General features: G+C 66.5%; 22 protein-coding genes, 1 tRNA gene, 1 pseudogene and 1 riboswitch. Of the genes and pseudogenes, 6 read left to right on the forward strand and 18 right to left on the reverse strand.

Annotation, left to right across the window (positions count from 1 at the left end; genetic code table 11):
* Nucleotides 1-51: 51 nt before the first annotated feature.
* The 3 genes from ligA to C8J30_RS19215 all read left to right on the forward strand — a co-directional run bounded on the left by ligA (nt 52) and on the right by C8J30_RS19215 (nt 4,456).
* Nucleotides 52-2,172 carry an NAD-dependent DNA ligase LigA gene (gene ligA / locus C8J30_RS01570; protein WP_245909680.1) on the forward strand — a complete coding sequence of 707 codons (2,121 nt, stop codon included), beginning with the start codon at nt 52-54 and terminating at the stop codon, nt 2,170-2,172.
* Nucleotides 2,169-4,262 (forward strand): ATP-dependent DNA helicase RecG, encoded by a 2,094-nt coding sequence (recG, locus tag C8J30_RS01575; protein WP_110803965.1) that lies wholly within the window; start codon nt 2,169-2,171, stop codon nt 4,260-4,262. Before ligA ends, recG begins: the two co-directional genes overlap by 4 nt.
* Before the next feature lie 71 nt (nt 4,263-4,333).
* Complete coding sequence (locus C8J30_RS19215) at nt 4,334-4,456, forward strand: hypothetical protein (protein ID WP_281269354.1); 123 nt, start codon at nt 4,334-4,336, stop codon at nt 4,454-4,456.
* A 113-nt stretch (nt 4,457-4,569) separates the two neighbouring features.
* Here the strand turns inward: C8J30_RS19215 and C8J30_RS01580 are convergent, their stop codons facing one another.
* Together C8J30_RS01580 and C8J30_RS01585 are read right to left on the reverse strand one after the other, a co-directional pair.
* Complete coding sequence (locus C8J30_RS01580) at nt 4,570-5,952, reverse strand: methyl-accepting chemotaxis protein (protein ID WP_245909681.1); 1,383 nt, start codon at nt 5,950-5,952, stop codon at nt 4,570-4,572.
* A gap of 93 nt (nt 5,953-6,045) precedes the next feature.
* Complete coding sequence (locus C8J30_RS01585) at nt 6,046-6,474, reverse strand: iron-sulfur cluster assembly scaffold protein (RefSeq protein ID WP_110803967.1); 429 nt, start codon at nt 6,472-6,474, stop codon at nt 6,046-6,048.
* 57 nt (nt 6,475-6,531) lie between these two features.
* Between C8J30_RS01585 and hisI the strand changes: the two genes are divergently transcribed.
* Entirely contained in the window at nt 6,532-6,894 is a 363-nt protein-coding gene (gene hisI, locus C8J30_RS01590) for a phosphoribosyl-AMP cyclohydrolase (protein WP_110803968.1), read from the forward strand.
* A gap of 50 nt (nt 6,895-6,944) precedes the next feature.
* On the opposite strand, the gene gluQRS is transcribed toward hisI, so the two are convergent.
* From gluQRS to C8J30_RS01625, 7 genes are all read right to left on the reverse strand, one after another.
* Nucleotides 6,945-7,781 (reverse strand): tRNA glutamyl-Q(34) synthetase GluQRS, encoded by an 837-nt coding sequence (gluQRS, locus tag C8J30_RS01595; RefSeq protein ID WP_110803969.1) that lies wholly within the window; start codon nt 7,779-7,781, stop codon nt 6,945-6,947.
* On the reverse strand, nt 7,778-9,136 hold the full coding sequence (trmFO, locus tag C8J30_RS01600; protein WP_110803970.1) for a methylenetetrahydrofolate--tRNA-(uracil(54)-C(5))-methyltransferase (FADH(2)-oxidizing) TrmFO: 1,359 nt from the start codon (nt 9,134-9,136) through the stop codon (nt 7,778-7,780). Before trmFO ends, gluQRS begins: the two co-directional genes overlap by 4 nt.
* Before the next feature lie 39 nt (nt 9,137-9,175).
* Nucleotides 9,176-9,526 carry a DUF6614 family protein gene (locus C8J30_RS01605; RefSeq protein WP_110803971.1) on the reverse strand — a complete coding sequence of 117 codons (351 nt, stop codon included), beginning with the start codon at nt 9,524-9,526 and terminating at the stop codon, nt 9,176-9,178.
* 59 nt (nt 9,527-9,585) lie between these two features.
* Nucleotides 9,586-10,296 (reverse strand): porin, encoded by a 711-nt coding sequence (locus C8J30_RS01610; protein ID WP_110803972.1) that lies wholly within the window; start codon nt 10,294-10,296, stop codon nt 9,586-9,588.
* Nucleotides 10,297-10,331: 35 nt separating this feature from the next.
* The gene (gene gyrA / locus C8J30_RS01615; RefSeq protein ID WP_245909692.1) at nt 10,332-12,986 is read right to left on the reverse strand and encodes a DNA gyrase subunit A; all 2,655 of its coding nucleotides are present in this window, start codon (nt 12,984-12,986) and stop codon (nt 10,332-10,334) included.
* 250 nt (nt 12,987-13,236) lie between these two features.
* Entirely contained in the window at nt 13,237-13,722 is a 486-nt protein-coding gene (locus C8J30_RS01620) for a disulfide bond formation protein B (protein ID WP_110803973.1), read from the reverse strand.
* Between the two features lies 1 nt (nt 13,723).
* The gene (locus C8J30_RS01625) at nt 13,724-14,308 is read right to left on the reverse strand and encodes a YqaA family protein (protein WP_110803974.1); all 585 of its coding nucleotides are present in this window, start codon (nt 14,306-14,308) and stop codon (nt 13,724-13,726) included.
* Nucleotides 14,309-14,446: 138 nt separating this feature from the next.
* Between C8J30_RS01625 and ypfJ the strand changes: the two genes are divergently transcribed.
* Together ypfJ and C8J30_RS01635 are read left to right on the forward strand one after the other, a co-directional pair.
* Entirely contained in the window at nt 14,447-15,313 is an 867-nt protein-coding gene (ypfJ, locus tag C8J30_RS01630) for a KPN_02809 family neutral zinc metallopeptidase (RefSeq protein ID WP_110803975.1), read from the forward strand.
* Nucleotides 15,314-15,361: 48 nt separating this feature from the next.
* Nucleotides 15,362-15,445: transfer RNA gene (locus C8J30_RS01635), tRNA-Leu, on the forward strand.
* A 212-nt stretch (nt 15,446-15,657) separates the two neighbouring features.
* On the opposite strand, the gene atzF is transcribed toward C8J30_RS01635, so the two are convergent.
* From atzF to C8J30_RS19465, 9 genes and pseudogenes are all read right to left on the reverse strand, one after another.
* Entirely contained in the window at nt 15,658-17,442 is a 1,785-nt protein-coding gene (gene atzF / locus C8J30_RS01640) for an allophanate hydrolase (RefSeq protein WP_110803976.1), read from the reverse strand.
* Nucleotides 17,442-20,936, reverse strand: coding sequence for a 5-oxoprolinase/urea amidolyase family protein (locus C8J30_RS01645; RefSeq protein WP_110803977.1), 3,495 nt, complete (start codon nt 20,934-20,936; stop codon nt 17,442-17,444). The genes atzF and C8J30_RS01645 overlap by 1 nt, the downstream gene beginning before the upstream one ends.
* 3 nt (nt 20,937-20,939) lie before the next feature.
* Nucleotides 20,940-21,536 (reverse strand): urea amidolyase associated protein UAAP2, encoded by a 597-nt coding sequence (locus C8J30_RS01650; protein ID WP_110803978.1) that lies wholly within the window; start codon nt 21,534-21,536, stop codon nt 20,940-20,942.
* 8 nt (nt 21,537-21,544) lie between these two features.
* A complete protein-coding gene (locus C8J30_RS01655; RefSeq protein ID WP_181420733.1) occupies nt 21,545-22,348 on the reverse strand; it encodes an urea amidolyase associated protein UAAP1 in 804 nt (267 codons plus the stop codon).
* A gap of 1 nt (nt 22,349) precedes the next feature.
* The gene (locus C8J30_RS01660; protein WP_110803979.1) at nt 22,350-23,177 is read right to left on the reverse strand and encodes an ABC transporter ATP-binding protein; all 828 of its coding nucleotides are present in this window, start codon (nt 23,175-23,177) and stop codon (nt 22,350-22,352) included.
* Nucleotides 23,174-23,986, reverse strand: a complete 813-nt coding sequence (locus C8J30_RS01665) for an ABC transporter permease (protein ID WP_110803980.1) — start codon at nt 23,984-23,986, stop codon at nt 23,174-23,176. The genes C8J30_RS01660 and C8J30_RS01665 overlap by 4 nt, the downstream gene beginning before the upstream one ends.
* A 22-nt stretch (nt 23,987-24,008) precedes the next feature.
* Nucleotides 24,009-25,076: a putative urea ABC transporter substrate-binding protein gene (locus tag C8J30_RS01670; RefSeq protein ID WP_110803981.1), complete on the reverse strand. Its 1,068-nt coding sequence runs from the start codon at nt 25,074-25,076 to the stop codon at nt 24,009-24,011.
* 73 nt (nt 25,077-25,149) lie between these two features.
* A riboswitch (guanidine-I (ykkC/yxkD leader) is annotated at nt 25,150-25,255 on the reverse strand.
* Between the two features lie 209 nt (nt 25,256-25,464).
* A complete protein-coding gene (locus C8J30_RS18825; protein ID WP_220033684.1) occupies nt 25,465-25,635 on the reverse strand; it encodes a hypothetical protein in 171 nt (56 codons plus the stop codon).
* Between the two features lie 26 nt (nt 25,636-25,661).
* A pseudogene (locus C8J30_RS19465) lies at nt 25,662-25,864 on the reverse strand (hypothetical protein); the annotation flags it as partial.
* Between the last annotated feature and the right edge of the window lie 152 nt (nt 25,865-26,016).

A 26,016-nucleotide genomic window follows, 5' to 3' on the forward strand; every position in this document is an offset into this window, starting at 1 on the left:
GACGCTCCCGGCGGCTGCCCCTAAATCTGGGGCAGCCGGAGGGAGAAGATGATGAGTGCGACGCCGCAAGCTGACGTGGACAATCTGACCCGCGCCGAAGCAGAGGCGGAGTATCCCGCGCTTGTTGCGCGTATAGAAGCGGCCAACAGCGCCTATCACACGCTCGATGCGCCCGAGATTTCGGATGCCGATTACGATGCGTTGAAGCGTCGTCTGGCGGCGATCGAAGCGCGGTTTCCCGAATTGGCACGTCCCGACAGCCCGACGGCGAAAGTCGGGGCAACCGTGGCCGAGGGGTTCGGAAAGGTTGCGCATGAGATTCGCATGCTCAGTCTGGAAAACGCCTTTCTGGACGCGGATGTGGCGGATTTCGACGGGCGGATGCGCAGTTATCTGGGGCTTGGCCCCGAGATCTCCTTGCCCTGCACCGCGGAACCCAAGATCGACGGCTTGTCGCTGTCGCTGCGCTACGAAAATGGCGTTCTGGTTCAGGCCGCGACCCGGGGTGATGGCGAAGTGGGCGAGAATGTCACCGAAAACGCCCGCACGATTGCCGACATTCCACACCGCCTGACTGGCGCCCCCGCCGTGCTGGAAGTCCGCGGCGAGGTCTACATGAGCCACGCCGATTTTGCGGCGCTGAATGCCCGGCAGACCGAACAGGGTGACAAGACGTTCGCCAATCCGCGCAATGCCGCCGCGGGCTCGCTGCGCCAGCTCGACGCCCGGATCACGGCCTCCAGGCCTTTGAAATTCTTTGCCTATTCTTGGGGGGCTCTGTCCGAGCCGCTGTCCGATACGCAATTCGGCGCGATCGAACGCCTCAAGACGCTTGGCTTTCAGACCAATCCGCTGACGCGCCTGTGCGCCGATACGGGCGAGATGCTGACCCAGTACCGTACAATTGAGGCGCAACGCGCGACGCTTGGCTACGACATCGATGGCGTCGTCTACAAGGTCAACGACCTTGCCCTTCAGGCGCGGCTCGGCTTTCGTTCGACCACGCCGCGATGGGCGATCGCGCATAAATTCCCGGCCGAGCTTGCCTGGACCCGGCTTGAAAAGATCGAGATTCAGGTCGGCCGCACCGGCGCGCTGTCGCCTGTCGCGCGGCTGGCGCCCGTCACCGTCGGCGGCGTCGTCGTCTCGAACGCGACGCTGCACAATGAAGACTATATTGCCGGGCGCGATTCGAAGGGCGCGGTGATCCGCGACGGCAAGGATATCCGCGAGGGCGATTGGGTGCAGGTCTACCGCGCCGGTGACGTGATCCCGAAGGTGGCCGATGTCGATCTGTCCCGCCGCGATCCTTCGGCGCAACCCTATGTGTTCCCGCATATTTGCCCTGAATGCGGGTCCGAAGCGATCCGCGAGGAAGGCGATGCGGTCCGCCGCTGCACGGGCGGCCTGATCTGCCCGGCGCAGGCGGTGGAGAAGCTGAAGCATTTCGTCTCGCGTGCGGCCTTCGACATCGAGGGGCTGGGTGCGAAGCAGGTCGAGGCGTTCTACAAGGACGGCTGGATCCGCGAACCTGCCGAGATCTTCACCCTGCAAGCACGCTTCGGCAGCGGTTTGCAACAGCTGAAAAACCGCGAGGGCTGGGGCGATAAATCTGCACAGAACCTGTTTCAGGCCATTGAGGAAAAACGGAAAATCCCGCTCGCCCGGCTGATCTTCGCGCTTGGCATCCGCCATGTTGGCGAAAGCTCGGCGGCGCTTCTTGCCACGCATTACCTGACCTGGGAGCGCTTCGAGGCCGCGATGAGCGCCGCCCGGCCCGACAGCGCCGACTGGCAGGAACTGCTCAGCATCGATGGCGTCGGCGAGACCTTGGCCGCCTCGGTGACCGCGGCCTTCCATCCCGGCGCCGAACGCGACGCGATCGACCGGCTTGTCGCGCATCTGCGCGTCGAGCCCGCCACACCGCGGGCGACCGACAGCCCGGTGGCGGGTCTGACCGTCGTCTTTACCGGCACGCTCGAGCGCATGACCCGCGCCGAAGCGAAAGCCCGGGCCGAGGCGCTTGGCGCCAAGGTCGCGGGCTCGGTCTCGGCCAAGACCGACATTCTGATTGCGGGTCCGGGCGCCGGATCGAAGGCGAAGAAGGCCGCGGATCTGGGCGTCAAGGTGATCGACGAGGAGGCCTGGATCAGCCTCATCGGGGCGACATGACGGGGCGGCCTGCCGCGCTTTTTCCGCTCTTTGCCGAGATCGAGACCCTGCCCGGGATCGGCGCAAAGACGGCCAAGGCCATGGAAAACCTTGACATTACGCGCCCGCGCGATGTGCTGTTCACGCTGCCGCAAGCGGTGATCGACCGCCGTCCGGTGGCCTCGATCCGCGATGTGACGCCGCCGCTGACGCTGACGGTCGAGGTCGAGGTGCTGAGCCACATGGCCGCGCGCAATCGATCCGGTCCGTCGCGGGTGCTGGTGCGCGATGGCGCGGGGGCGGAATTCACCCTCGTCTTCTTTCACGCGCGCGGCGATTATCTGGAGAAACTGCTGCCCAAGGGCGGGCGGCGGCTGGTCTCGGGGCGGCTCGAACTTTTCGACGGGTATGCGCAGATGGTGCATCCCGATCATGTCCTGCCGCTCGCTGAGGCCGACAATCTGCCGCGGTTCGAGCCGGTCTATCCGCTGACCGCCGGGGTGACGCAGCGTGTGATGGCGAAGGCGGCCGAGAGCGCGCTGACCCGGTTGCCCGACCTGCCGGAATGGATCGATGCCGCGCTGAAGGCGCGCGAGGGCTGGCCCGATTGGGCCGAGGCGATGCGCGCGGCCCATGCGCCGCAGGTGCAGGCGGATACCGGACCGACCGCGCCTGCGCGGCAGCGTCTCGCCTATGACGAGCTGTTTGCGCATCAGATGACCTTGGCCTTGGCCCGTCGTCAGGCCCGGCATCCGAAGGGCCGGGTGACCGAGGGCACTGGGGCACTGACCAGCAAAGTACTGAAATCGCTTCCGTTTCAGCCAACCGGCGCGCAGCTTCGTGCGACACGGGAGATCGCTTCCGACATGGCTGCGCCGAGCCGGATGAACCGGTTGCTGCAGGGCGATGTCGGTGCGGGCAAGACGCTTGTCGCGTTTCTGGCGCTGCTCACCGCTGTCGAGGCAGGCGGGCAGGGTGTGCTGATGGCGCCCACGGAAATTCTGGCGCGGCAGCATTTCGAAGGGCTCGGCACGCTGGCCGAGGCCGCCGGGGTGCGGATGGAGGTTCTGACCGGCCGGGACAAGGGGGCGGAGCGGGCGCGCAAGCTTGCGGATCTGCTCGAGGGACGGATCCAGATTTTGCTGGGCACCCATGCGGTCTTTCAGAAAGACGTGGTTTTTCAGGACCTCCGGCTGGTCATCATCGACGAGCAGCATCGTTTTGGCGTGGCGCAGCGGATGGAGCTGGGCGCCAAGGGCGACATGGCCGATGTGCTGGTGATGACGGCGACGCCGATCCCGCGCTCGCTGGCGCTCGCGCAATATGGCGACATGGATGTGAGCCTGCTCGACGAAAAGCCGCCCGGGCGGCAGCCGGTGACGACGGCGCTGATTTCGACCGCGCGCATCGGCGAGGTGGTTGCGCATCTTGCCCGCGCCGTCGCCGAGGGGCGGCAGGCCTATTGGGTCTGTCCGCTGGTCGAGGAAAGCGAGCATGTCGATCTGGCCTCGGCTGAGGAGCGCTTCGCGCATCTGCGCATGGTGCTGGGCGAGGGTGTCGTCGGGCTGGTGCATGGGCAGCTGCCGCCCGCCGAAAAGGATGCCGCGATGGCGGAGTTCGTTAACGGAAAGACCCGGGTTCTGGTCGCGACGACGGTGATCGAGGTGGGCGTGAACGTGCCCAATGCCTCGATCATGGTGATCGAGCGGGCCGAGACCTTTGGTCTGGCGCAGCTGCACCAACTGCGCGGGCGCGTCGGGCGCGGGGCGGCGAAATCGACCTGTCTCATGCTCTATCAGGCACCGTTGAGCGAGGGCGGTGAGCGGCGACTCTCGATCCTGCGCGACAGCGAGGACGGATTTCGCATTGCGGAAGAAGACCTTGCGATGCGGGGCGCAGGGGATGTGATCGGCACGGCGCAATCGGGGCTGCCGAAATTCCGCATCGCCGATCTGGAACGGCAGGCCGGGCTGATGGCGATGGCGCAAAGCGATGCGCGGCTTTTGCTGAGCAATGACCCGGGTCTGGTCAGTCCGCGCGGGCAGGCGGCGCGGATGCTGATGTGGCTCACCGAGCAGGATCGGGCGATCCGTCTGATCGAGGTCGGTTAAGAGTTCTTAAAATGTTCTTGACGCATGCAGCGGAACATGAGAACAAAAGGGCAACAGGAAGGAGACCTGAGATGCAGCACCGTCCGACCCCGTTCTTTGCCCGTGAGACCACCGAATTTGCGCAAGACATGATCGGGGCGCTGTCGCTTTGCGCCACCTTCGTGGCCGTGCTTTACCTGCCCGGCCTTTTCTGACCGTCACTGCCTCGCGCTTTCGCGACCCTGAGTTTCACATCACGGCCGCCTGTCCCCAAGGGCTTTGCCCGGAAAGCGCTTCCTGCGCCGCCATCCCCGGATGGCGGCGTTTTTTACATCCGGTAGGCGAGGCGCAGCCCGCCCCAATGCCGCCCGGAAACGAAGATCGGCGCCGAGAGATCCTTCATCAGCACGAAATTGCCGCCGCCCATGTCGCGGCGGTAGATCTGCAACAGGAAGGGCGCGGTCGATTGCCCGGCGCGCAGCCCGACGCGATCATTGAAAATGCGTCGGTTGCGGCAGTTGGCGGCGTTCCAGACCGGATCGGCGCCCTGTGGTTGCGAGAATTTTCGGTTGTGGGTCGGCAGATAGCCGTTGCGGTCGACGGCGGCGCAGAAGACGATCTCGGGCGAGAGGGTCAGCACCCGTTCCTGCACCGTGGGCAGGACGGTGTCGGTGAACCCTGTGAAAGGCGCCATCATCTGCTGCGGATTGCTGCCCGCGATCGGCGTATAGCGTTGATCGAAGAGGCTGCTCGCCGCGATCCTGCCCGCGGCGATGCCCGCTTCGAACAATTGGCCGACCTCTTCGGCGGCGGATTTCACCGCCTCGATAAAGGCGGTGTCGGCGAGCGCCCCCCCCAGTTCGACCGCCTCTTGGACGATGGTTTCGCCCGCGATGATCAGGGTCCGGGTCTTTTGCGTCGCCTCGTGCACCTCGGTCGAGGTTTCCTGCATTCCTTCTGCCATGCGGCGGAACGCGGGCCCGAAAGAGGCATTGGCGCTGTTCACCTCGGAGGCGCGCGTGGCGATTTCGGTCACGGCGGCGCGGGTCTGTGTCAGCCCGCCGAGCATTCGCCCCAGCGCCGCATCCGTGCCCGAGGCCCCGGTCAGCACCGCATCGGCATCGGTCGAGATCGCGCCCGCCTCGTCATGCAGCGCGCGGATCGAGCCGGTCAGCCCACCCACCGCGTTGCCGATCCCCTCGGAGGCGGAGGCGGTCTTGCGCGACAATTCGTTGATCGCTTCGGCAACGACCGCAAAACCGCGCCCGGCATCACCCGCCCGGGCGGCCTCGATTTTCGCGTTGATCGCCAGAATGTTGACCTGCATCGCCACGGATTTGATCCCGGCGTTTTCGGCCTGCACCCTGGTCAGCGTCTCGTTCAACTCTTCCATCCGCGCGATCGCCGAGCGCACCCAATTGGCAATCGTCTGGGCATGAACGGAAGTTTCGCGCAGTTGCGCCGCGGTCTCTTCGACCATCCCGAGCGTCGCATCGGCGCTTTGGCCGACGCGCTGTGCGCCGTCGAGCACGCGGGCATTGGCATCTTGCACCGTCTCGGCGGCGCTTTGGGCGCTGCGCAGCAGCGCGATCTGGGAATCGGCGAGCTTTTCGAGCGCCTCGAGCGCACCGGCCACTTCGGCGACATCCCGGCCAAGGTCGATGGCGTCGGTCGCGATGCGGGTGATGCGGCCTTCGGAGGTATTCGGCAAGGAAGGAGTGGGAGCGGGGTGAGTCATGCGAGGTCCAGATCGGTTATGGACCACCATCGCATGCTCCCCTTGCGCAAGGGTTAAGGGGCGTTCTCAAACTGCCGTCAGAGCCAACAAAGTCGCCTCTGGCGCGAGCAAAATCGAGGCATGGCGGTTCGGATAGTCGCGCGCGGCCGTCAGCACCTCGTAGTCGCCGAAAGGCGCGTCGGGCACCGGGCCGCCCTTGAGCATGGCAGCCAGCGTCTCGCACAGACCCTGCACCTCTGCTTGCGTCCGGCCGATCACCTGCGCCCCGAAAATCGCGGCCGAGGCTTGCCCCAGCGCGCAGGCATGGACGGTTTGCGAGAAGGCCGCGATGCGGTCACCTTCGAGCCGCAGCGCCACCGAGACGGTCGAGCCGCAGAGCGGCGCGCGTTTCGTCGCGCGCAGCGCCGGGTCGGGCAGGGGATCGGTGTGCGGGATCGCGGCCGCCAGCGCCAGCACGCGATCGGCATAGAGTTTGAAGAGATCGGCGTCGCTCATGACTTTTCCCCGCAGGCTGCGCAGGTTAGATAGACCGGGACACGCAGGGAGGGAAGCATGGGTTTCGATCCGCAGAGCCTGAAATACGATGCGAACGGGCTGATTCCGGCGATTGCGCAGGAGGCGGGCACCGGCGAGGTGCTGATGATGGCGTGGATGAATGCCGAAAGCCTGACGCGGACGCTGGCGACGGGGCAGGTGACCTATTGGAGCCGCTCGCGGCAGGCGTTCTGGGCCAAGGGCGAAAGCTCGGGCCATGTGCAGAAGCTGATTGAGCTCCGCGTCGACTGCGACCGGGATTGTCTCTTGATGCTGGTCGAGCAGGCGGGCCCGGCCTGTCACACCAACCGTCGGTCGTGTTTTTACACCGCCGTGCGCGGGGGCGACGAGGTCGAGATCCTGACGCCGATGGTGGAGTGACGCGGCCGGGGCTCCGCCCCGGACCCCGGCGTATTTCGGCCAAGAAGAAATCAAAGCCCGATCAGGCGGCGGATGTCGGCGGGGGTGGCGCCCTCGGCGCGGTATTTCGAGAGCGCGCGGGCGTCGTCGCGTTTTGCCAGCCGTTTGCCCGCCGCGTCGCGGATCAGGTCGTGGTGGTGGTAGCTGGGCACGGGCAGGCCGAGGAGGTTTTGCAGCGTGACATGGATGCAGGTCGCCTCGAACAGATCCTCGCCCCGGGTGACATGGGTCACACCCTGATGCGCGTCGTCGAGCACGACGGCGAGGTGGTAGGAGGTGCCCATCTCGCGCCGCGCAAGGACGACGTCGCCGACCTCGCGGATCATCTGGTCGGGCGTGATTTCGTGCCCGCCGCGATGAGCGGGGCCGGTTTCCTCGAAGCGGGTGTCTGTCGCGGCAAGGTCCATGCGCAGGCGCAGGGCGGTGTTGGGCAGCGGCTGGCCGGGCCGCGGCGCGCCCTTGTCGCGGCAGGTGCCGGGATAGACGATACCATCGGGGCCAAGGGGCGCGCCCTCCTGTGGCGCGGAGGCAGCCTGTTCGATGTCGCGCCTCGTGCAGGTGCAGCTGTAGAGCAGCCCGTTTTGCCACAGCTTTTCAAGGGTTTCGCGATAGGCTGGCAGGCGCTCGGATTGCCGCAGCACTGGCCCGTCCCAACTGAGGCCGAGCCAGCGCAGGTCATCGAAGAGCTGCGCCTCCCACTGCGGTTTCGAGCGCTCGCGGTCGATGTCCTCGATGCGCAGAAAGAACCGCCCGCCCGCCGCCCGCGCCATGTCATGCGCGACAAGCGCCGCATAGGCATGACCCAGATGCAGCGGGCCGGTGGGCGAGGGCGCGAAGCGGGTGATCACGCCTGATCGGCCAGCCAGGCGGTGAAGCTTTCCTTGGCGCGGTCGGTGTAGCCCTTGTAGCGGTCCTTGCGGCCGCGCCGCCCGCCGCGCGCGTCATCGAGCGGCGGGAAAAGCCCGAAGTTCACGTTCATCGGCTGGAAGGTCTTCGCCTCGGCGCCGCCGGTGATGTGGTTCACGAGCGAGCCCATCGCGGTCTCGTAACTCGGGGGCGGCAGGACCTGTCCCTTGATCTCGGCCGCGGCCATTCGCCCGGCCAGAAGACCCATCGCGGCGCTTTCGACATAGCCCTCGACCCCGGTCACCTGCCCGGCAAAGCGCAGATTGGGCCGCAGTTTCAGCCGCATCTGGGTGTCAAGGAGCGTCGGCGAATTCAGGAATGTGTTGCGATGAATGCCGCCCAGACGCGCGAAGGAGGCATTTTGAAGGCCGGGAATCATCTTGAAAACAGAGGTTTGTGCGCCGTACTTCATCTTGGTCTGGAAGCCGACGATGTTGTAGAGCGTGCCAAGCGCATTGTCGCGGCGCAGCTGCACCACCGCGTAAGCCTTGGTTGCGGGGTCATGCGCATTCGTCAGACCGACGGGCTTCATCGGTCCGTGGCGCAGGGTTTCGCGGCCCCGTTCCGCCATCACTTCGATCGGCAGGCAGCCGTCGAAATAGGGGGTGGGCTTGGGGGAGGATTCAGCTTCGCCTGCGTGAAACTCGGTCTTTTCCGCCGCCAGAAGCGCGTCGATGAAGGCCTCGTAGTCTTCCTTCGTCATCGGGCAGTTGATGTAAGCCGTGCGTTCTTCCTCGGTCTCGCCCTTGTCGTAGCGGCTTTGCCGCCAGGCCACCGACATGTCGATCGTCTCGGCATGGACGATCGGCGCGATGGCATCGAAAAACGCGAGGCTTTCCGCCCCGGTCACTTTGCGGATGCTCTCGGCCAGCGCGCCCGAGGTGAGCGGCCCGGTGGCGATGATCCAATGCCCCTCGCTCGGCAACTCGGTGATCTCTTCTTCCGAGACGGAAATCAGCGGATGCCCCCGCAGCGCCGCGGTGACGGCGCCCGAAAACGCCTCGCGATCCACCGCCAGCGCCCCGCCCGCGGGCAGGGAATGGCGGTCGGCCATGGCCATGATCAAGCCGCCCGCCGCCCGCATTTCCCAATGCAGCAAGCCCACCGCGTTGCGCTCGTCGTCATCCGAGCGGAACGAGTTCGAGCAGACCATTTCGGCGAAATCCCCCGAGCGATGCGCGAAGGTGCCAACCTGAGGGCGCATTTCATGCAGCACCACGGGAACGCCCGCCTGTGCCGCCTGCCATGCCGCTTCCGAGCCGGCCAGACCGGCGCCGATGATGTGAAGTGTATCCATGCCGCCTGATACCGCCCCAAGGCGCAGCGTGCAACGGGATCAGATCAGCGCAACGCGCTCGCGGCGTTCGGGATCGGGGAAAGGCCGATACAGGCCGACCGAATAGGAGGCGATCATCGCATGCATCAACTCGTAATGCCGCATCTCGCCTTCGGTGAATTGCGCGACAGAGCGGAAAGCCTTTTCCAGCGCCGCCATGTTCTCGAACTCGACCTCGAGAATGAAGCCGGTATGCGGACCGGAGGCCAAACCCATCTTGCGCCGCATCAAACGCCAGCCGCCGATCAGACCTTCCTCTTTCAGCTCATGCATCCATTGTTCAACCGAGGCGGCAAAGGCGATGGCCTTGGCGTCGCTCTTCAATTCGATCATGCAGTGGTAGAGATCCATGCTTTTCTCCCTCGGGTAGAGGCAGAAAAGCATGGAAATCTTGAAATTGGCCTAACGGCTCAGTTGCCGATGATCGCCTGCGCAAGCCCGCGCTTGCCGAAGGTGACGCCATTGCCGCCCATCTGCATCTTCACGCCCAGTCCGATCGTCATTTCCCGATCCGACTGGTTGCCATCGACCACACCCAGCGAGCCGTCGATCTGCACGCCCGAGGGCATGGCATAGCCGATGGTGGCATCGAGCGCCGTCGTGTCCGCGCTGGCGCGGGAATAGGCGTTGACGTTCTGGACCCGCGCGCCGACCGACAGCGCGTCGTTCATCGCATAGCTGCCATCAAGACCGAGGATCGTGGCATCGTCGCCGTCGTTCTTCAAAAGGCTCGCCGCGCCCTCGATCGTCACCTGACCGAAGTCATGCGTGGCCTCGAGCCCGTAATGTTCCATGTGGTTGCCGCCGATCCATTCGTGACCGAGGAAGCCGCCCACGGCGAAGCCGTCATTCACATGGCCGATCCCGTGCAGCGTGAAGGTGGTGCCTTCGTCGTTGCTGTTGGTGAAATGGTGCTGCGCGACGTCAAGCTGCGCCGAAAAGCCCGGAGTGAAGCCGTAGTCCACCGCGCCTTCCAGCGCGAGGTTGTTCTTGTGCTTTTGCTGGCCTTCGACCAGCCCGGACCAGGCAAACCCAAGTTCTGCGCCGCGCACCGAACCTTCGGCCATGGCGGTGACAGGAAGCAGCGCCGCGATCAGCGCCATCGGGATAATCTTCTGCATCTTCAACCTCATGGAGTTCGTTCTTGATCTTGTTCTTACGCGTCCGCGCCGTCCTCGTCGCCCGGATCGGCGACACGGGCAACCGAGACAACTTCTTCGTCGGCACCGGTGTTGAACACCTTCACCCCGCCTGCCGAGCGCGAGCGGAAGGAAATTCCCGCGACCGGGCAGCGGATCGATTGGCCGGTCGAGGTCGCCAGCATCACCTGATCCGTCGGCTCGACCGGGAACGAGGCCACGAGCGCCCCGCCACGCATCGACTTTTCAAAGGCGGTGACGCCTTGGCCGCCGCGGCCGCGCACCGGGTAGCTGTGGCTCGAGGAAATCTTGCCCAGACCCTTCGCGGTGATCGTCAGGATCAGATCCTGCGCTGCCAGCATCTCGGCATACCGCGCATCCGACAGCACGCCTTCGGCGCCTTCAGTCTCGTCTTCGGCATCGACCTCGGTTTCGACGTCGTCCTCGGTCTCGCTGCCAAGCTCGGCGCGGAAGCGCTTGACGAAGGCTTCGCGCTCCCAGGGCTCGGCCTCGAAATGCCGGATCACCGACATCGAGACGACCTTGTCGCCCTCGGCCAGCCGCACGCCGCGCACGCCGGTGGAGGAGCGGCCCTTGAAGATCCGCACCTCGGGCACCGGGAAGCGGATGGCGCGGCCCGAGGCCGTCACCAGCATGATGTCGTCGTCTTCGTGGCACATGCGCGTGTCGACCAGCGTCACGCCCTCGGGCAATTCCATCGCGCGCTTGCCGTTCTTCATCACCTTGGCGAAATCCGACAGCGCGTTGCGGCGCACGTCGCCATCCGAGGTGGAGAAGAACACCTGGAAATCGTCCCAGGTTTCCTCGGGCTCGTCGACCGGCATCAGAGAGGCGATGGAGACGCCCTGCGGGATCGGCAGGATGTTGATGATCGCCTTGCCCTTCGAGGTCCGGCCCGCCAGCGGCAGGCGCCAGCATTTCAGGCTGTAGACCATGCCGTCGGTGGTGAAGAACAGAAGCTGGGTGTGGGTATTGGCGACGAAGAGCGTCGTCACCACGTCGTCTTCCTTGGTCGCCATCGAGGCGAGCCCCTTGCCGCCGCGGCGCTGCGCGCGGAATTCGGCCAGAGGCGTGCGCTTGATGTAGCCGCCCGAGGTGATGGTCACCACCATATCCTCGCGCTCGATCAGGTCTTCGTCGTCGAGATCACCGGCCCAGTCGACAATCTCGGTGCGGCGCGGCACGGCATGGGCGGCGCGAACCTCGCGCAACTCGTTCGAGATGATCTCCATGATCCGTTCGCGGCTTGCCAGAATGGCGAGATAATCGCGGATCTTGCCCGCCAGTTCGGCGAGCTCGTCGGTGACTTCCTGCACGCCCATCGCGGTCAGGCGTTGCAGGCGCAGGTCCAGAATCGCGCGGGCCTGAAGTTCCGACAGGTTGTAGGTGCCGTCGTCGTTCACCGGATGCAGCGGATCATCGATCAGCCGCAGATATTCGACAATCTCATGCGCGGGCCAGCGCCGCTCCATCAGCCGGTCACGGGCCTCGGCCGGGTCTTTCGAGGACCGGATCGTGGCGACGACCTCATCGACGTTCGAGACGGCGACGGCCAGACCGCAAAGGATATGGCTGCGCTCGCGCGCCTTGCGCAACTCGTAAGCCGTGCGCCGCGCCACGACTTCCTCGCGGAAGGCAATGAAATGGCTCAGGAAATCACGCAAAGTCAGCTGTTCGGGGCGGCCGCCGTTCAGGGCCAGCATGTTGCAGCCGAAAGACGTTTGCAGCGCGGTGAAGCGGTAAAGCTGGTTCAGCACCACATCGGCCGTCGCGTCGCGCTTCAGTTCGATCACCACCCGCACGCCGACGCGGTCGGATTCGTCGGCGATCGAGGCGATGCCCTCGAGTTTCTTTTCCCGGACAAGATCGGCCATCTTCTCGATCATCGCCGCCTTGTTCACCTGATAGGGAATCTCGTCGACGATGATGGCGAAGCGATCCTTGCGGATTTCCTCGATCCGGGTTTTCGCGCGGATAATGACCGAGCCGCGGCCTTCCAGATAGGCCTTGCGAGCGCCGCCGCGGCCCATGATCTGCGCGCCGGTCGGGAAATCGGGGCCGGGCACATAGTCCATCAGCCCTTCCGAGGTCAGATCGGGGTTTTCGATCAAAGCGAGCGTCGCGTCGATCACTTCCCCAAGGTTATGTGGCGGGATGTTCGTCGCCATGCCGACGGCGATGCCGCCCGCACCATTGACGAGCATGTTCGGGAACCGCGCCGGAAGCACCGTCGGTTCCTTGTCCTTGCCGTCGTAGTTGTCCTGAAAATCGACCGTGTCTTTCTCGATATCGGCCAGCAGGAAGGCGGCGGGCTTGTCCATCCGCACTTCGGTGTAGCGCATCGCGGCGGCGCTGTCGCCGTCCATCGAGCCGAAGTTGCCCTGCCCATCCAGAAGCGGCAGCGACATCGAGAAGTCTTGCGCCATCCGCACCAGCGCGTCATAGATCGCGGCGTCGCCATGCGGGTGATATTTCCCCATGACGTCGCCGACAGGACGCGCCGACTTGCGATAGGCCTTGTCATGCGTGTTGCCGGTCTCGTGCATCGCGTACAGGATGCGCCGATGCACGGGCTTGAGCCCATCGCGCAGATCGGGAATGGCGCGGCTCACGATCACGCTCATCGCGTAATCGAGGTAGGCGGTCTTCATCTCCTCGGCGATGGAAACGACGGGGCCAGCATGGGCCGCACGTTTCGGGGTTTCGCCGGAGGGGTCCGAGGTGTCGATGATATCGGTCACGCGGGGCTTCTTCTGCCAGATTTTGTTGTGCCGCTTTATATCGCAACCCATGGCTTGGGTGCAACGGCGAATGGCAGCGCCAAGGGCAAAGGTCTGACTTTGCGTATTTGGACCAAGAAGAACCCCATGCTTCTTCTTGGCTCAAATACGCCCTTGATGCTCAGCCGCGGGTGCGGCGCGCGGTCAGGAAGGCCGCGATCCAGAGGCCCGCGAAGCAAAGCGAGAAGACCGCGTTCAGGTTCGGCATGGTCACGCCGAAGAGATCCCAGGCGATCTCGTCGCAGCGGATCAGCGGTGCCGAGGAGATCTGCGCCATCAGATCCTGCGCCGAAAGGCTGGCGATCGGGTTCGAGGTGCAGGTGTCGGGACCGGCGAAGATGTGGCGCTCGACGCCCGAATGATAGATGCCGAAAGCGCCCGTTGTCAGCGCGGCCAAGGCGCCAAAAGGGGCAAAGGCCATCGGCAGCCGGAAGAGCAGCATCAGCCCGCCCAGCACGGCGGCGACGAGATGCGGCCAGCGCTGCAGGATGCACAGCTCGCAGGGCGGGAAGCCGAGCGCCTGAAAGATCAGGGCCGCGACCAGAACCGCGGCTGATCCGGCGGCGGCAAGGGCAACCAGACGGCGGGGCGTCAGCACGGGGTCCATGTCAGGCTCCTTTCAGCACAAACCAGAGGGCGGCCAGCACGAGCAGAAGCCCGCCCGCAACCCAGGCCAGACGGCGCTCGACGAAGCTTGCGATCTGCGCGCCGAATCGCGACAACAGCCAGCCGAGCCCGTAGAACCGGGCCGACCGGGCGACGATCGCCGAGAGGATGAACAGCACCGGATCGAAGCTGAGCACGCCCGCAAGGATCGTGACCACCTTCATCGGCGGCATATGCGCCAGCCCCGAGGTGACCAGCATCACCAGGATCGCCCAGGTTCCCGCGCCGTCGCGCAGCGACTCGAAGGTCGCGATCTTGCCCGTCGCCTCAAGGAAGGGCCGCGCGATCAGGTCGAAGGCATAATGGCCGATGCACCAGCCGAAGATGCCCCCCAGCACCGAGGTGACCGAGGCGATCAGCGCATAGCGCCAGATCTTTTCCGGCCGCGCGAGCCCCATCGGCACGAACAGAACGTCGGCCGGGATCGGAAAGAACGAGCTTTCGACAAAGGAGATGATGCCAAGCGCCCATTCGGCGCGGGGATGTCCGGCCAAACCTTTGGTCCAGCGGTAAAGTCGATCGAACATGGCTCCCCGCGGCTCGCTCCGGTCTGAGGTCGTGCATCGCAAGGCAGGGGGGCGGCGTCAAGGCGGGCCGCGACGTTTTCCCCCTGTCCGGGGCGGCTTTGCGGGGGTAATTTCGAAACCGTGATCGGGAGGGACGCGATGAGGTGGCAAGGCCGTCGCGGCAGCGACAATATCGAGGACCGCCGGGGCGAAGGCCGTCGGCGCCTGTCGCTGGGCGGGGCAGGCGGGCTTGGTCTGGTGGCCGTGGTTCTGATCGGTTGGTTTTTCGGCATCGATCTGACCCCGCTTCTGAACAGCGACGGGCTGCAGCCCGCGCGCGCGCCGCAGGTCGAGGACAGCGGCGCCTTGAGCGAGCGTGACCGGGCGATGGGCGATTTCGTCTCGGTGACGCTGGCCGATACCGAAGAGATCTGGACCGAGATCTTCCGCGAGGATCTGGGCAAGGTCTATCACCCGGCGATTCTGGTGCTGTTTTCGCAGGCCACGCCCTCGCCCTGCGGCACGGCCTCGGGGGCGACGGGGCCGTTCTATTGCCCGGTCGATGGCAAGGTCTATCTCGACACCGCGTTTTTCGAGACACTGTCGCAGGAGCTTGGCGCGGGGGGCGATTTCGCGGCGGCCTATGTGGTCGCGCATGAGATCGGCCACCGGGTGCAGGACGAGCTTGGCCTTCTCGACAAGGTCGATGCGGCGCGGGCGAAGGCTGGTCCGGCGGTGTCGAATGCGCTTTCGGTGCGGCTCGAGTTGCAGGCGGATTGCTTCGCCGGGGTCTGGGCGCAGCACGCGGCCGAGGATTTCGGCACGATCGAGCGGGGCGACGTGGCCGAGGCGATGACTGCCGCGGCGCAGATCGGCGATGACACGCTGGCCCGCAATGCCGGGCGCCGTCCGATGCCCGACAGCTTCACCCATGGCACCTCGGATCAGCGCCAGTTCTGGTTCGCACAGGGCTTCGAGAGCGGCGCAATCGGGGCGTGCGATACCTTCGCGCGGAAGACGCCCTGACCTTTGCTCTTGTCAGACGCGGCGCGTGGGGCTAGATGCAACGTGCTGGCCCGAGTGGCGGAATGGTAGACGCAGGGGATTCAAAATCCTCCGCCGCAAGGTGTGCGAGTTCGAGTCTCGCCTCGGGCACCAGCTTGATCCCGAAAGAAAGAAACAGGGCACCCGCGAAAAGTGGGAGCGTGGTTGCGCCGGTTCCCACGGGCAGTGCCTACATCTCTTATTCTTCACGGTCGTTCTTTGCGCCCGTTTCGGCGCGCAAAAGCGGCGATTGATTCGGTTTCTCCCTGTCGGACGGGCGGCGAAAGGCCCGAGGCGAAGACTGCGCCGGGCCAGTCTGATGGCCCTCAGCCGCGCGTCGCGCGCCAGGCTTTCCAGCCGCCAAATGCGGTGATCTCGGGCGCGCCTGCAACCGCATGGGCTTCGCAGAGGAAGCCGCTCACCGCCGCGCCGGTTGCCAGCACGACCTTGCCGACGCCGAGCGGCGCCGGGATGCGGGCGACGAAGGCGCCAAAGGCGGCGGGCGGCAGCGCCCAGACCTCGACCGCGATCCCCGGGCCCTCGAAACCCGGATCGCGGATCAGGCCCGGTTTCGGCGGCACGGTGCCCGGCAGGAGGTAAAGCCGGTAGTCGGGGGCGGTGCGGGTCTCCTCCAGACAGATCCCGCCGACCGAGGTCAGTTCCGGGTTGAGCGGCATGCCCGTCAGATGCGCGCCGACGACCGCGATCGTCAGCCAGCCCTCGGGGCAGGTCACCGGCAGCGCGGCGACCATTGCGCCCCGGTCGCGTCCGTAGCCACAGCCCGCCGCCCGGTGCAGCGCCGCCGCGAAGGGCTCGAGCGCCGCATCCGAAAAGCCCGGACCGACGAGCGTCACCCCCGCAGGCAGGCCCGAGGGGCCAAACCCCGCCGGAACCGCAATCGCGGCATAGCCCATCAGGTTCGCGAAATTCGTGTAAAGCCCGAATTCTGAATTGCGCTTGATCGGCTCGGCCAGCATCTCGGCCACCGTGCAGGTGGTCGGAGCGGTGGGCAGAAGCAGCATGTCCACCGCCTCCCAGACCGGGGCGACCTGCTGGCGCAGGGCATTCAGCCGGTAAAGGCCGCGGAAGGCCTCGACCGCCGTGCGCCCCTTTGCGCCCTCGATGATCTTGCGCACCGTGGGGTCGAAATCCTCTGCGTTCGTGGTCAGGAAATCCTCCACCGCCGCCAGCCGCTCGGCCACCCAGGGACCGTCGTAAAGCAGCGCCGCCGCCTCGCGGAAGGGGGCGTAGTCAAAGGGGACGAGCGTCGCCCCCAAAGCCTCGGCCCGGGCGCAGGCGGCATCATAAAGCGCCTCGACCTCGGCATTGCCGAAGAAATTCCGCTCTGCGCCGGTCAGGATGCCGATGCGCGGACGGACGGGCAGGGCGACGGGACCCGCCCGGCGCGAGAAGGGATCGGCGGCGTCATAGCCCTCGATCACCCGGCGCACCTCGGACGCCTCGGCCACGGTCGCGGCAAAGACCGTCACCACATCGACCGAGCGACAGGCGGGCACGACCCCGGTATTGGGCACAAGCCCCGGCGTCGGCTTCAGCCCGACAAGGTTGTTGAAGGCCGCAGGCACCCGGCCCGAGCCCGCCGTATCGGTGCCAAGCGCAAAGGCGCAAAGCCCCGAGGCCACCGCCACCGCCGAGCCCGAGGACGAGCCGCCCGAGACATGCGCCGCCGAGAAGACCGAGCGCGGGGCGCCATGCGGCGAGCGGGTGCCATTGAGCCCGGTGGCGAATTGATCAAGGTTGGTCTTGCCGATCACCAGCGCCCCCGCGGCGCGCAGCCGGGCCACCACCGTCGCATCCGCCGCGGGCGCATAGGCATAGGCCGGGCAGGCGGCAGTCGTGGGCAGGCCCGCGACATCGATATTGTCCTTGATCGCACAGGGAATGCCCCAGAGCGGCCGCCCTTCGGCGCTGCTGTCCATCAAGGCGCGGGCCTCGGCGCGCAGCACCTCGGCGGGCGTTTCGGTGATGAAAACCGCCCGGTCCGCCAGCGCGTCGCGCCGCGCGATCACCGCTTCGACCACATCAAGCGGGGTTGCGCCTCGCGCATAGGCGGCGCGGATCGCCTCCATCGTCATCATCTCGGGCAGCATCAAAGGTCCTCCAGAACGGCCAGCACATCGCCCGCCCGCACGGTCCGGCCGGGCGCGGTGCGCAGCTCGGCCAGCTTTCCGGCGGTGGGGCTGGTGACGGTGATTTCCATCTTCATCGATTCAATGATCGCCACGGCCTCGCCCGCAGCCACCCGGGCGCCGGGGGCGACCAGATATTTCCAAAGATTGCCGGGCACCGGGCTCTCGACGCCGGTGCAGCCCGCGGGCACGGCCGCCGGTTCCTCGCGCAGGCCCTCGTCGGTGATGAACTGATCCAGCCCCTCGGCCTTCCAGCGCGCCCGTTCCGCCTCGAAAGCCGATTGCTGGCGGGTCTTGAAGGCGGTCGTGGCGGCCGGGTCAAGCGCGCGCTGCTCGGCCGCCCAGTCGAAGGTCGTCTGCTCGATGCGGATGTCGTAGCGCCCATGCGGAAAGGCCTCGCGCGCCTCGGCCAGTTCCTGCGCGTCGACCGGGAAGAAGCGGATCTGGTCGAAGTGATCCAGAAGCCACGGCCGGTCGCGGAAAGCCGCCGTGCGCCGCCAGCTGTTCCAGACCTGCACCGTGCGGCCGAAAAGTTGATAGCCGCCCGGCCCCTCCATCCCGTAGATGCACATATAGGCGCCGCCGATGCCGACGGCGTTTTCGGGTGTCCAGGTCCGGGCGGGGTTGTATTTCGTCGTCACCAGCCGGTGGCGCGGATCGATGGGCGTGGCGACGGGGGCGCCCAGATAGACATCGCCCAGCCCCAGCACCAGATAGCGGGCGTCGAAGATCGTCTTCTTTACATCAGCTTCGTCTTGCAAGCCGTTGATGCGCCGAATGAACTCGATGTTCGAGGGGCACCATGGCGCGTTCGGGCGCACCAGCTCCTGATACTTGCGCATCGCCAGTTCCGCCTGCGGATCGTTCCACGAGAGCGGCAGATGCACGATGCGCGAGGGCAGCCTCAACTGGTCGGTCGGCGGCAGATCCGCCTCGATCGTCGCCAGTTCGCGGATCAGATCGGGGCGGGAGATCGCGGCCGGATCGGTATGGATCTGCAACGAGCGGATGCCGGGCGTCAGATCGATCACCGGCAGGCCCGCGGCCTTCACCGCCTGCATCAGCGCCTGCACCCGCAGCCGCAGCCCGATGTCAAGCGTCATCGCCCCGTATTCGACCAGCAGGTTCGCATCGCCCTGCCGCCGCACGGTCACGTCGCCCGCCTCGTTCAGCGCGACGATGGGCGAGCCCATGCGCCCGATCGCCGGTCCCGCGATGGGATCGGCGGGACGCTCGGCGGCGCGGAACCGCACCCGGTCTCCGGGGCGCAGCTGGCCGAGCTTCCAGAGGTCGGCGTCGCTGACGACAGCCGGGCAGACGAAGCCGCCAAGGCTCGGCCCGTCGGGGCCAAGGATGATCGGCATGTCTCCGGTGAAGTCGAGCGCGCCGATCGCATAGGCGTTGTCGTGCAGGTTCGAGGGGTGCAGCCCGGCCTCGCCCCCGTCCGCGCGCGCCCAGGCGGGCGCCGGGCCGATCAGCCGCACGCCGGTGCGGTCGGAGTTGAAATGCACCTCGTAAGCGGTCGAAAACAGCGTCTCGATGTCGGCGGGGGTGAAGAAATCCGGGGCGCCATGCGGGCCGTAGATGACCTCGAGCTCCCAGTCATGGGTGAGCACCGCCGGTTCCTGCGCAGTCGCCGCGACGGGCGCCACACGGCCGAGATGCAGCAGATCGCCCGTCTTCAGCGTGCCCGTCGCATGGCCGCCAAACCGGCCCAGCGCAAAGGTCGCGCGCGAGCCAAGGATTTCGGGCACCTTGAAACCACCCGCAACCGCCAGCGTCGCGCGTTGCCCCGGCCCCTCGATCTTGCCGATGGCGAGCACCGCGCCTGCGGGCACCTCGAGCACCGGACCGCTGACCGGCACCCCGTCGAGCGTCAGCCGCATCGCCGCCCCGGCCATCGCCACCCGTGCCGCGGCGTGAAAGCGCAACGTCGGCCCCGCGACGGTCATTTCAAGCGCGGTCGTGTCGGGCGGGTTGCCGACGAGCCGGTTCGCGTTGCGATGCGCGACCGGGTCCATCGGCCCCGAAGGCGGCACGCCGACGCCCCACATCCCGAGCCGCCCGGGCAACTCCTGCACCGAGCTTTGCGGCCCGGGCGCGAGCACTTCGATCGCCTCGGGCGCAAAGGCAAAGGCGCCAAGCGCCGTCGTCGCGACGCGGGCCGAGGTGAACAGATCCGAGCCTGCGATGGCGCGCAGATAGTCGAGGTTGGTTTCGATGCCCGCCACATGGGTCTCGGCCAAGGCCTTGGAAAGCTTGGCGATCGCCTCGGCCCGGGTTGGACCGTGGACGATGATCTTGGCCAGCATCGGGTCGTAGAAGGGCGTCACCTCGGTGCCGGTGGCGATCCAGCCATCGATGCGTGCAGAGGCCGGAAAGGCGACTTCGGTCAAGAGCCCGGCCGAGGGGCGAAAGCCCGCATGCGGGGCCTCGGCATAAAGCCGGGCCTCGATCGCGGCGCCTTGCGGGGCGGGCAACACCGCCGGGATCGGGTCTTCGCCCGCCGCTTGGGCAATCATCCAGGCGACCAGATCGATGCCCAGCACCGCCTCGGTCACCGGATGTTCGACCTGCAGGCGGGTGTTCACCTCAAGGAAGTGGAACTCAGCCCGCGCGGGGTCGTAGATGAATTCGACCGTGCCCGCCGAGGCATAATCGACCGAGGCGCACAGGTCCGCGGCCGCCTTGTGCAGCGCGGCGCGGGTGGCGTCGGACAGCCCCGGGGCCGGGGTTTCCTCGATCACCTTCTGATGGCGGCGCTGAAGCGAACAGTCCCGCTCGCCCAGGGCGACGACCCGGCCCGCGCCGTTGCCGAAGACCTGCACCTCGACATGGCGGGCGTCGGACACGAAGCGTTCCAGATAGACCCGGGCATCGCCGAAACTTGCCGCGGCGGTGCGGCCGACGGCGGCGAAGGCGGCGCGCAGGGCGGCTTCGTCGGGGCACAGGCTCATGCCGATGCCGCCACCGCCCGCGGTGGATTTCAGCATCACCGGATAGCCGATCCGGGTGGCCTCGGCGCAGGCTTCTTCGACGCTCGTCAAGAGCCCCGAGCCGGGCAAAAGCGGCACGCCCGCCTTTTGCGCCAGTTCGCGGGCCGTGTGTTTCAGGCCAAAGGCGCGGATATGCTCGGGGCGCGGCCCGATGAAAGCCACCCCGGCCGCGGCCAGAGCGGCGGCAAACTCGGTGTTTTCCGAGAGAAACCCGTAGCCCGGATGCACCGCCTCGGCCCCGGTCGCGGCACAGGCCGCGAGCACCGCCGCGACGTTGAGATAGCTTTCCGCCGCGGGCGCGGGGCCAAGCCGGACGGCTTCATCGGCCAGCGTCACATGGGGCGCAAACCGGTCGGCATCGGAATAAACGGCGACCGAGGCGATCCCCATCTCGCGCAAGGTGCGCAGGATGCGCACCGCGATCTCGCCGCGGTTCGCCACAAGAACTTTGCGGAACATGGCTTACCCCGTGATGATGACGCGAATGGGCGTGGGATCGAACCCGTTGCAGGGGTTGTTGATCTGCGGGCAGTTCGAAATGACGCAAAGCACATCCATCTCGGCGCGCATCTCGACGTGATCGCCGGGCGAGGAGATGCCATCGGCAATCGTCATCGCGCCCGAGGGGCTGATCGGCACGTTCATGAAGAAGTTGATGTTCGGAACGATGTCGCGTTTCGTCATGCCATGCCGCGCCAGTTCCAGAATGAAATTCTCGCGGCAGGCGTGCAGGTAGCGGGTGTCATGGCCAAAGCGCACGGTGTTGCTTTCGCAAGAACAGCAACCGGCGTTGGTGTCATGCCGCCCGGAGGTGTCGGCGGTCACCGTCAGCATCACCCGGCCTTCGGAGGAGATGAGCTTCGTGCCGGTGGTGATATAGGCCGCGTTTTGCGCCCGCATCGTGTCCTGGCTCGAGTAGCGTTCGGAAACGTCCTGCGCGTTGTAAAAGATCGTGTCGATGGCCTGCTGGCCGTAGCTGTCAATGATGCGGATGGTCTGGCCCGCTTTCACCAGCCCGGACCAGGGACGGTTGGCGGGGATGTCGTGGATCTGTTCCATGGGGCCCCTCAGATGCGGGAGTTGTTTTCAAAGGCGCGACGGGCTTCGGCCGTGGCGGTGCGGCAGGGGTCGTCTGCCGCGACAGGGAGGGCCGCAAGGCGCTGCACCTGCGTCGCCGGAACCTCGGGGACGGGGCAGGGGTCGAGCGGGTGGCGGGTGGCGGAGAGCGCCACAGCCATGTCCACCTCGGCACGCAACTCGACCCAGTCGCCCGGCTGAGTCCGCTCGGCGTTCCACGTCAGTACGCCTTCCGCATCAACCGTGATCGGCGCGAAGAAGGTGATCAGCGCGGGCAGGTCGCGCTTGTCGAGACCGAGTTTCGCCACCGCCAGCACCATGTTTTCCCGCGTCGAGCGAAACGCAGGCGTGAAGGGCGCCGCCGCCCCGCTGCCGCCCGTCAGCACGTCATGCGCGCCGCCGGTGCTGTCTTCGGTGATGGAAAAGAGCACCCGCCCCATGTCGGTCAGCACGACCCGGCCCTTGCGCAACTCGGTCGTCCATTGCACCTTCACCGTGTCGGGCAGGTTCATCCGCTCGGACGGGTCCGCGGCGACCCAAGCCGCAATGCTGACCGACACGCCCAAAGCCTCGGGCGCCAGCCGCAGCCGCTCGCCCGCCGTCAGATGCAACACATCATACCAGCCGCCGGGGATCGTCAGGTGGCCAAGCACCTCGGTCGGCTCGGGCGCGGGCCGCGGGCTTGGTGCGGGCAGCGCCGAGGGGGCGGCCGTCAGGCCCTTTCGCTGGTGCTCTTCGTAACGGGCGCGGTCGGCGGCAATCGCTTCGGCCGTGCGCGGAATATGGGTCAGCATCTCACGCTCCCTGTGGCCGGGTCGTCCCGGTGGTGGGGCCCCAGAGGATCGGGTCGTCCCGATCGGGCAGGTAATCAGAGGTCCAGATCGTCGGCCCGCCCGCGCTGCGCGGCGGCCAGACGGCGATGTCGGAGCCGACCGAGGCGCCGTAGCGGTCGCGTTCCTCGGGACGATCGCGGCGGCGCTCGAAGGCGATGATGCGGGTGGCGAGCGTAAACGCCTCTTTCAGGTCATGCGTGACCATCACCACCGTCATCGGCGTCTCGTTCCAGAGCCGCTGCATCAGCCGGTGAATGTCCGAGCGGATGCCGGGATCCAGCGCGCCGAAAGGTTCATCCAGCAAAAGCACGCGCGGTTTCATCATCAAGGCCTGCGCCAGCGCAAGGCGTTGCTGCATGCCGCCCGAAAGCTGCGCCGGGTATTTGTCCTCGGCGCCCGCAAGCCCGACCTCGGCCAGCATCGCGCGGGCCTCTTCGGCAATCGCCCGGCGGGCAGCGCCGAAGCGACGGCCAAGGAACCGGGCGGTTTTCATCTCGGGGCCCGCCATCACGTTGCCGAGCACCGTCATATGCGGAAAGACCGAATAGCGTTGATAGACGACGCCACGGTCGGGGCCGGGTTCGCGGGGCAGGGGCTGACCGTCCAGCAAGATCTCGCCGCGCGTTGGCACCTCCTGCCCCAGAAGCAGGCGCAGGAAGGTGGTCTTGCCGCAGCCCGAGGGGCCGACAAGCGCCACGAAGGCGCGCGGCGCGATCGTCAGCGAGATGTTTTCCAGCACGATCTGCTGACCGTATTCCTTCCACAGATTGCGGATTTCGAGACGGCTCATGCGCGCAACTCCGACCAGGGGAAAAGCCGCCGCCTGAGCCCGGTCAGCCCGATGTCGAGCAGCACCGCCAGCAGGGTGATCCAGGCGACATAGGGAAAGATCACGTCCATCGCGAGGTAGCGCCGGACGAGGAAGATCCGGTAGCCAAGCCCCGCATCGGCCGAAATCGCCTCGGCCGCGATCAGGAACAGGAAGGCCGGGCCAAGCTGCAACCGCAGGCTGTCGATCAGCCGCGGAAGGATCTGCGGCAGCACCACCCGGATCGCGATGAGCCAGGTCGAGGCCGACAGCGTCTCGGCCTTGACGATCTGCTCGCGCGGCAGAGCATGGGCCGCCAGCGCCAGATCTCGGGTCATCACCGGCATCACGCCGATGACGATCAGCGCGACCTTGGACACCTCGCCAAGGCCGAGCAGGATGAAGAGGATCGGCAGAAGGGCGAGGGGCGGCACCATCGAGACGAAGGCGACGAGCGGCGACAGCGCCGCGCGGGCGAGCGGCAGCACCGCCACCGCAAGCCCGATCGCCAGCGCGCCCCCTGTGGCGAGGCCCAGCCCCCAGCCGAGCCGGGCAAGGCTCGCCAGCGTATCGGCCCAAAGCAGGATGTCGCCGGTGCGCGGATCGGGCAGGAAGGCCAGCCGCTCGATGCTCGCCGCCAGCGTCGTCAGCGCGGGCAGCAGCTTGTCGGCCGGGTTCGCTGCCAGCCGCACCGCCGAGCCGATGAGATAGGCCAGCATCAGCGCGCCAAAGGGCGCCAGCCCCAGCACGAGCCGCGTGCCCCGGTCGGGGTGAAGGTTGATCAGCCGCATCGCCTGTTCCGCCCGCCGTCGCTTACAGCTTGCCGTCGGCGGCGGCCTGCATCCAGTCCGGCGCAAAGCGCAGCTTCACATTCGCGCCGTCGCCCAGCACCGTGCCGTCGCCAAGTGCGATCCCGACCGCGTCGGGCGAGCTGGCCGAGGGGCCCAGCAATCCCTTGTCGAAGAGGAATTTGCGCACGTGATCCATCTTCGCGCCCAGTTCGGCCGAGGTGACGAAGGCGACGGCGTCAGAGGGTTTCGCGTAAAGTTTCGTCGCGGCCAGCTGTTCCTCGAAGCCCGCCTGATCGGTGCCCGAGGCCGCGCCCATCGCCGCGCGCGCCGCCGCGCCCTCGGCCGTGTCGGCGGCCATCAGGGTCACGGTGTCATACCAGATCCCGGCCATCGCCTTGGCGAAATCCGGGTTGTCCTTGACCGTCTCGGTATTCGCCACGGCCAGATCGAGGATCTCGCCCGGGATCTGGCTGGAATCAAACACCTTCGTCGCGCCGGGCAGCTTGACGATCGCTGAAACCATCGGGTTCCAGGTCACCATCGCGGTGACCTCGGGGGTCTGGAAAGCGCCGATCATGTCGGGATCGGCGGTGTTGATCACCTGCACGTCCTGCTCCGACATCCCCACGCTGTCGAGCGCGCGGGCGAGCAGGTAATGCGAGACCGAGAATTCCACCAGATTGACCGGGCGGCCCTTGATGTCGGCCAGCGTCGCCCCATCCTTCAGGATCACCGCATCATTGCCGTTCGAGAAATCGCCAACGATCACCGCCGTCGTGTCGACACCGCCCGCCGCCGGGATCGACAGCGCGTCCATGTTCGTCACCGTCACCGCGTCATAGGCCCCGGCGGTGTATTGGTTGATCGATTCCACATAGTCGTTGAACTGCGTGACCTCGATGGTGATGCCGTATTTCTCGGCCCATTTCTTCACGATGCCATGATCGGCCGCATAGCCCCAGGGCATCCAGCCAGCATAGATCGACCACGCGATCTTGAAGTCCTTCTTTTCCTCGGCCATCGCGGGCGAGAAGGTCAGCGCGCCAAGCGCGGCAAGGGCAGCCAGAAGGCCGGTGCGGCGAGTCATCATGCGTCAATCCCTTCGGGTCATGGGGGTATGACGGAAACGGACCATCGTTCCGCCAATCCCTTGGCTGGACGAGGTCTCCCGGGCTTTTGTCCCGCCGTGTGCCCGCGGGGATGTCTCCCCCCGCCGGTGGCAGCTCTCGGACCAGACGCGTTTCCGCCGGAACCCTAGCCGCCAAACTCAAGGTCACGCTTGCGCGATTCGAGGCAGGGCTCAATCCTTGGTGCGGGTTTTGCCGGGGCGAACGGTCTGGTTGGCATGGTTCGCCTGAAATACGAGCGCGCGAGGGCGGGTTTCGCCGAATGTTTGGGCGTCTCGCGGTCGGTGAAGCGTCGGGTTGGGCTGGATTGACACAACGGCGCCGGGTCCGTGATCCCCCCGGCCATGCGGGTTATTCCGGGGCGGGGTTTGGATCGCGGTCCAGGTGCTGCATCGTCGATTTCGGCATCTGCTTGCGCTTCGCCCGCTTGTGATATTGCGCGATCGTCGCTGGGGGCCGGATGGTGATCGCCTGACTCTCGGCGTCTGAACTTCCGGCCTCGGCCAGACGCACGACCGCCAATTTGTGCCGACCGTGCAGGGAGGAGGGCCTTGCCGCTTCGCCGAGGGTTCGCCGCCGCGCTCATGCCGACCGGCGCCGATCAGGCCTTCGACATCTTTCTTGGCCATGATCGATCCGCTGGATCGATCGCTTCACGCTCGAAGTCCATGATCAGCTGCAAAACGGCCTCGGCGAGGCTGCGCAGGAAATCACCCTGATCGTGCTTGGCCTTAAGCTTGGACAGGTCCATGCCTCGCCATGGCACGCGAACCAGTGGCGTTCCCATGGCTCGATCTTGGTCATCGGGGGCTCGGTAAGGTCCGGGGTCGAAGGCGGTGACATGGCGCGCGACATAGGCCTGACCGGCCTCGGGGCGCAGCTGCGGCGGGCCGGGTGCCGCAA

The sequence above is a fragment of the Rhodobacter viridis genome (assembly GCF_003217355.1).
Lineage (GTDB): Bacteria > Pseudomonadota > Alphaproteobacteria > Rhodobacterales > Rhodobacteraceae > Rhodobacter > Rhodobacter viridis.

Coding starts and splice junctions, on each gene's coding strand:
- ligA (WP_245909680.1), top strand. CDS start 52: ATGAGTGCGACGCCGCAAGCTGACGTGGACAATCTGACCCGCGCCGAA.
- recG (WP_110803965.1), top strand. CDS start 2,169: ATGACGGGGCGGCCTGCCGCGCTTTTTCCGCTCTTTGCCGAGATCGAG.
- C8J30_RS19215 (WP_281269354.1), top strand. CDS start 4,334: ATGCAGCACCGTCCGACCCCGTTCTTTGCCCGTGAGACCACCGAATTT.
- C8J30_RS01585 (WP_110803967.1), bottom strand. CDS start 6,474: ATGAGCGACGCCGATCTCTTCAAACTCTATGCCGATCGCGTGCTGGCG.
- hisI (WP_110803968.1), top strand. CDS start 6,532: ATGGGTTTCGATCCGCAGAGCCTGAAATACGATGCGAACGGGCTGATT.
- trmFO (WP_110803970.1), bottom strand. CDS start 9,136: ATGGATACACTTCACATCATCGGCGCCGGTCTGGCCGGCTCGGAAGCG.
- C8J30_RS01605 (WP_110803971.1), bottom strand. CDS start 9,526: ATGGATCTCTACCACTGCATGATCGAATTGAAGAGCGACGCCAAGGCC.
- C8J30_RS01610 (WP_110803972.1), bottom strand. CDS start 10,296: ATGCAGAAGATTATCCCGATGGCGCTGATCGCGGCGCTGCTTCCTGTC.
- gyrA (WP_245909692.1), bottom strand. CDS start 12,986: ATGAAGACCGCCTACCTCGATTACGCGATGAGCGTGATCGTGAGCCGC.
- C8J30_RS01620 (WP_110803973.1), bottom strand. CDS start 13,722: ATGGACCCCGTGCTGACGCCCCGCCGTCTGGTTGCCCTTGCCGCCGCC.
- C8J30_RS01625 (WP_110803974.1), bottom strand. CDS start 14,308: ATGTTCGATCGACTTTACCGCTGGACCAAAGGTTTGGCCGGACATCCC.
- ypfJ (WP_110803975.1), top strand. CDS start 14,447: ATGAGGTGGCAAGGCCGTCGCGGCAGCGACAATATCGAGGACCGCCGG.
- atzF (WP_110803976.1), bottom strand. CDS start 17,442: ATGCTGCCCGAGATGATGACGATGGAGGCGATCCGCGCCGCCTATGCG.
- C8J30_RS01645 (WP_110803977.1), bottom strand. CDS start 20,936: ATGTTCCGCAAAGTTCTTGTGGCGAACCGCGGCGAGATCGCGGTGCGC.
- C8J30_RS01650 (WP_110803978.1), bottom strand. CDS start 21,536: ATGGAACAGATCCACGACATCCCCGCCAACCGTCCCTGGTCCGGGCTG.
- C8J30_RS01655 (WP_181420733.1), bottom strand. CDS start 22,348: ATGCTGACCCATATTCCGCGCACGGCCGAAGCGATTGCCGCCGACCGC.
- C8J30_RS01660 (WP_110803979.1), bottom strand. CDS start 23,177: ATGAGCCGTCTCGAAATCCGCAATCTGTGGAAGGAATACGGTCAGCAG.
- C8J30_RS01665 (WP_110803980.1), bottom strand. CDS start 23,986: ATGCGGCTGATCAACCTTCACCCCGACCGGGGCACGCGGCTCGTGCTG.
- C8J30_RS01670 (WP_110803981.1), bottom strand. CDS start 25,076: ATGATGACTCGCCGCACCGGCCTTCTGGCTGCCCTTGCCGCGCTTGGC.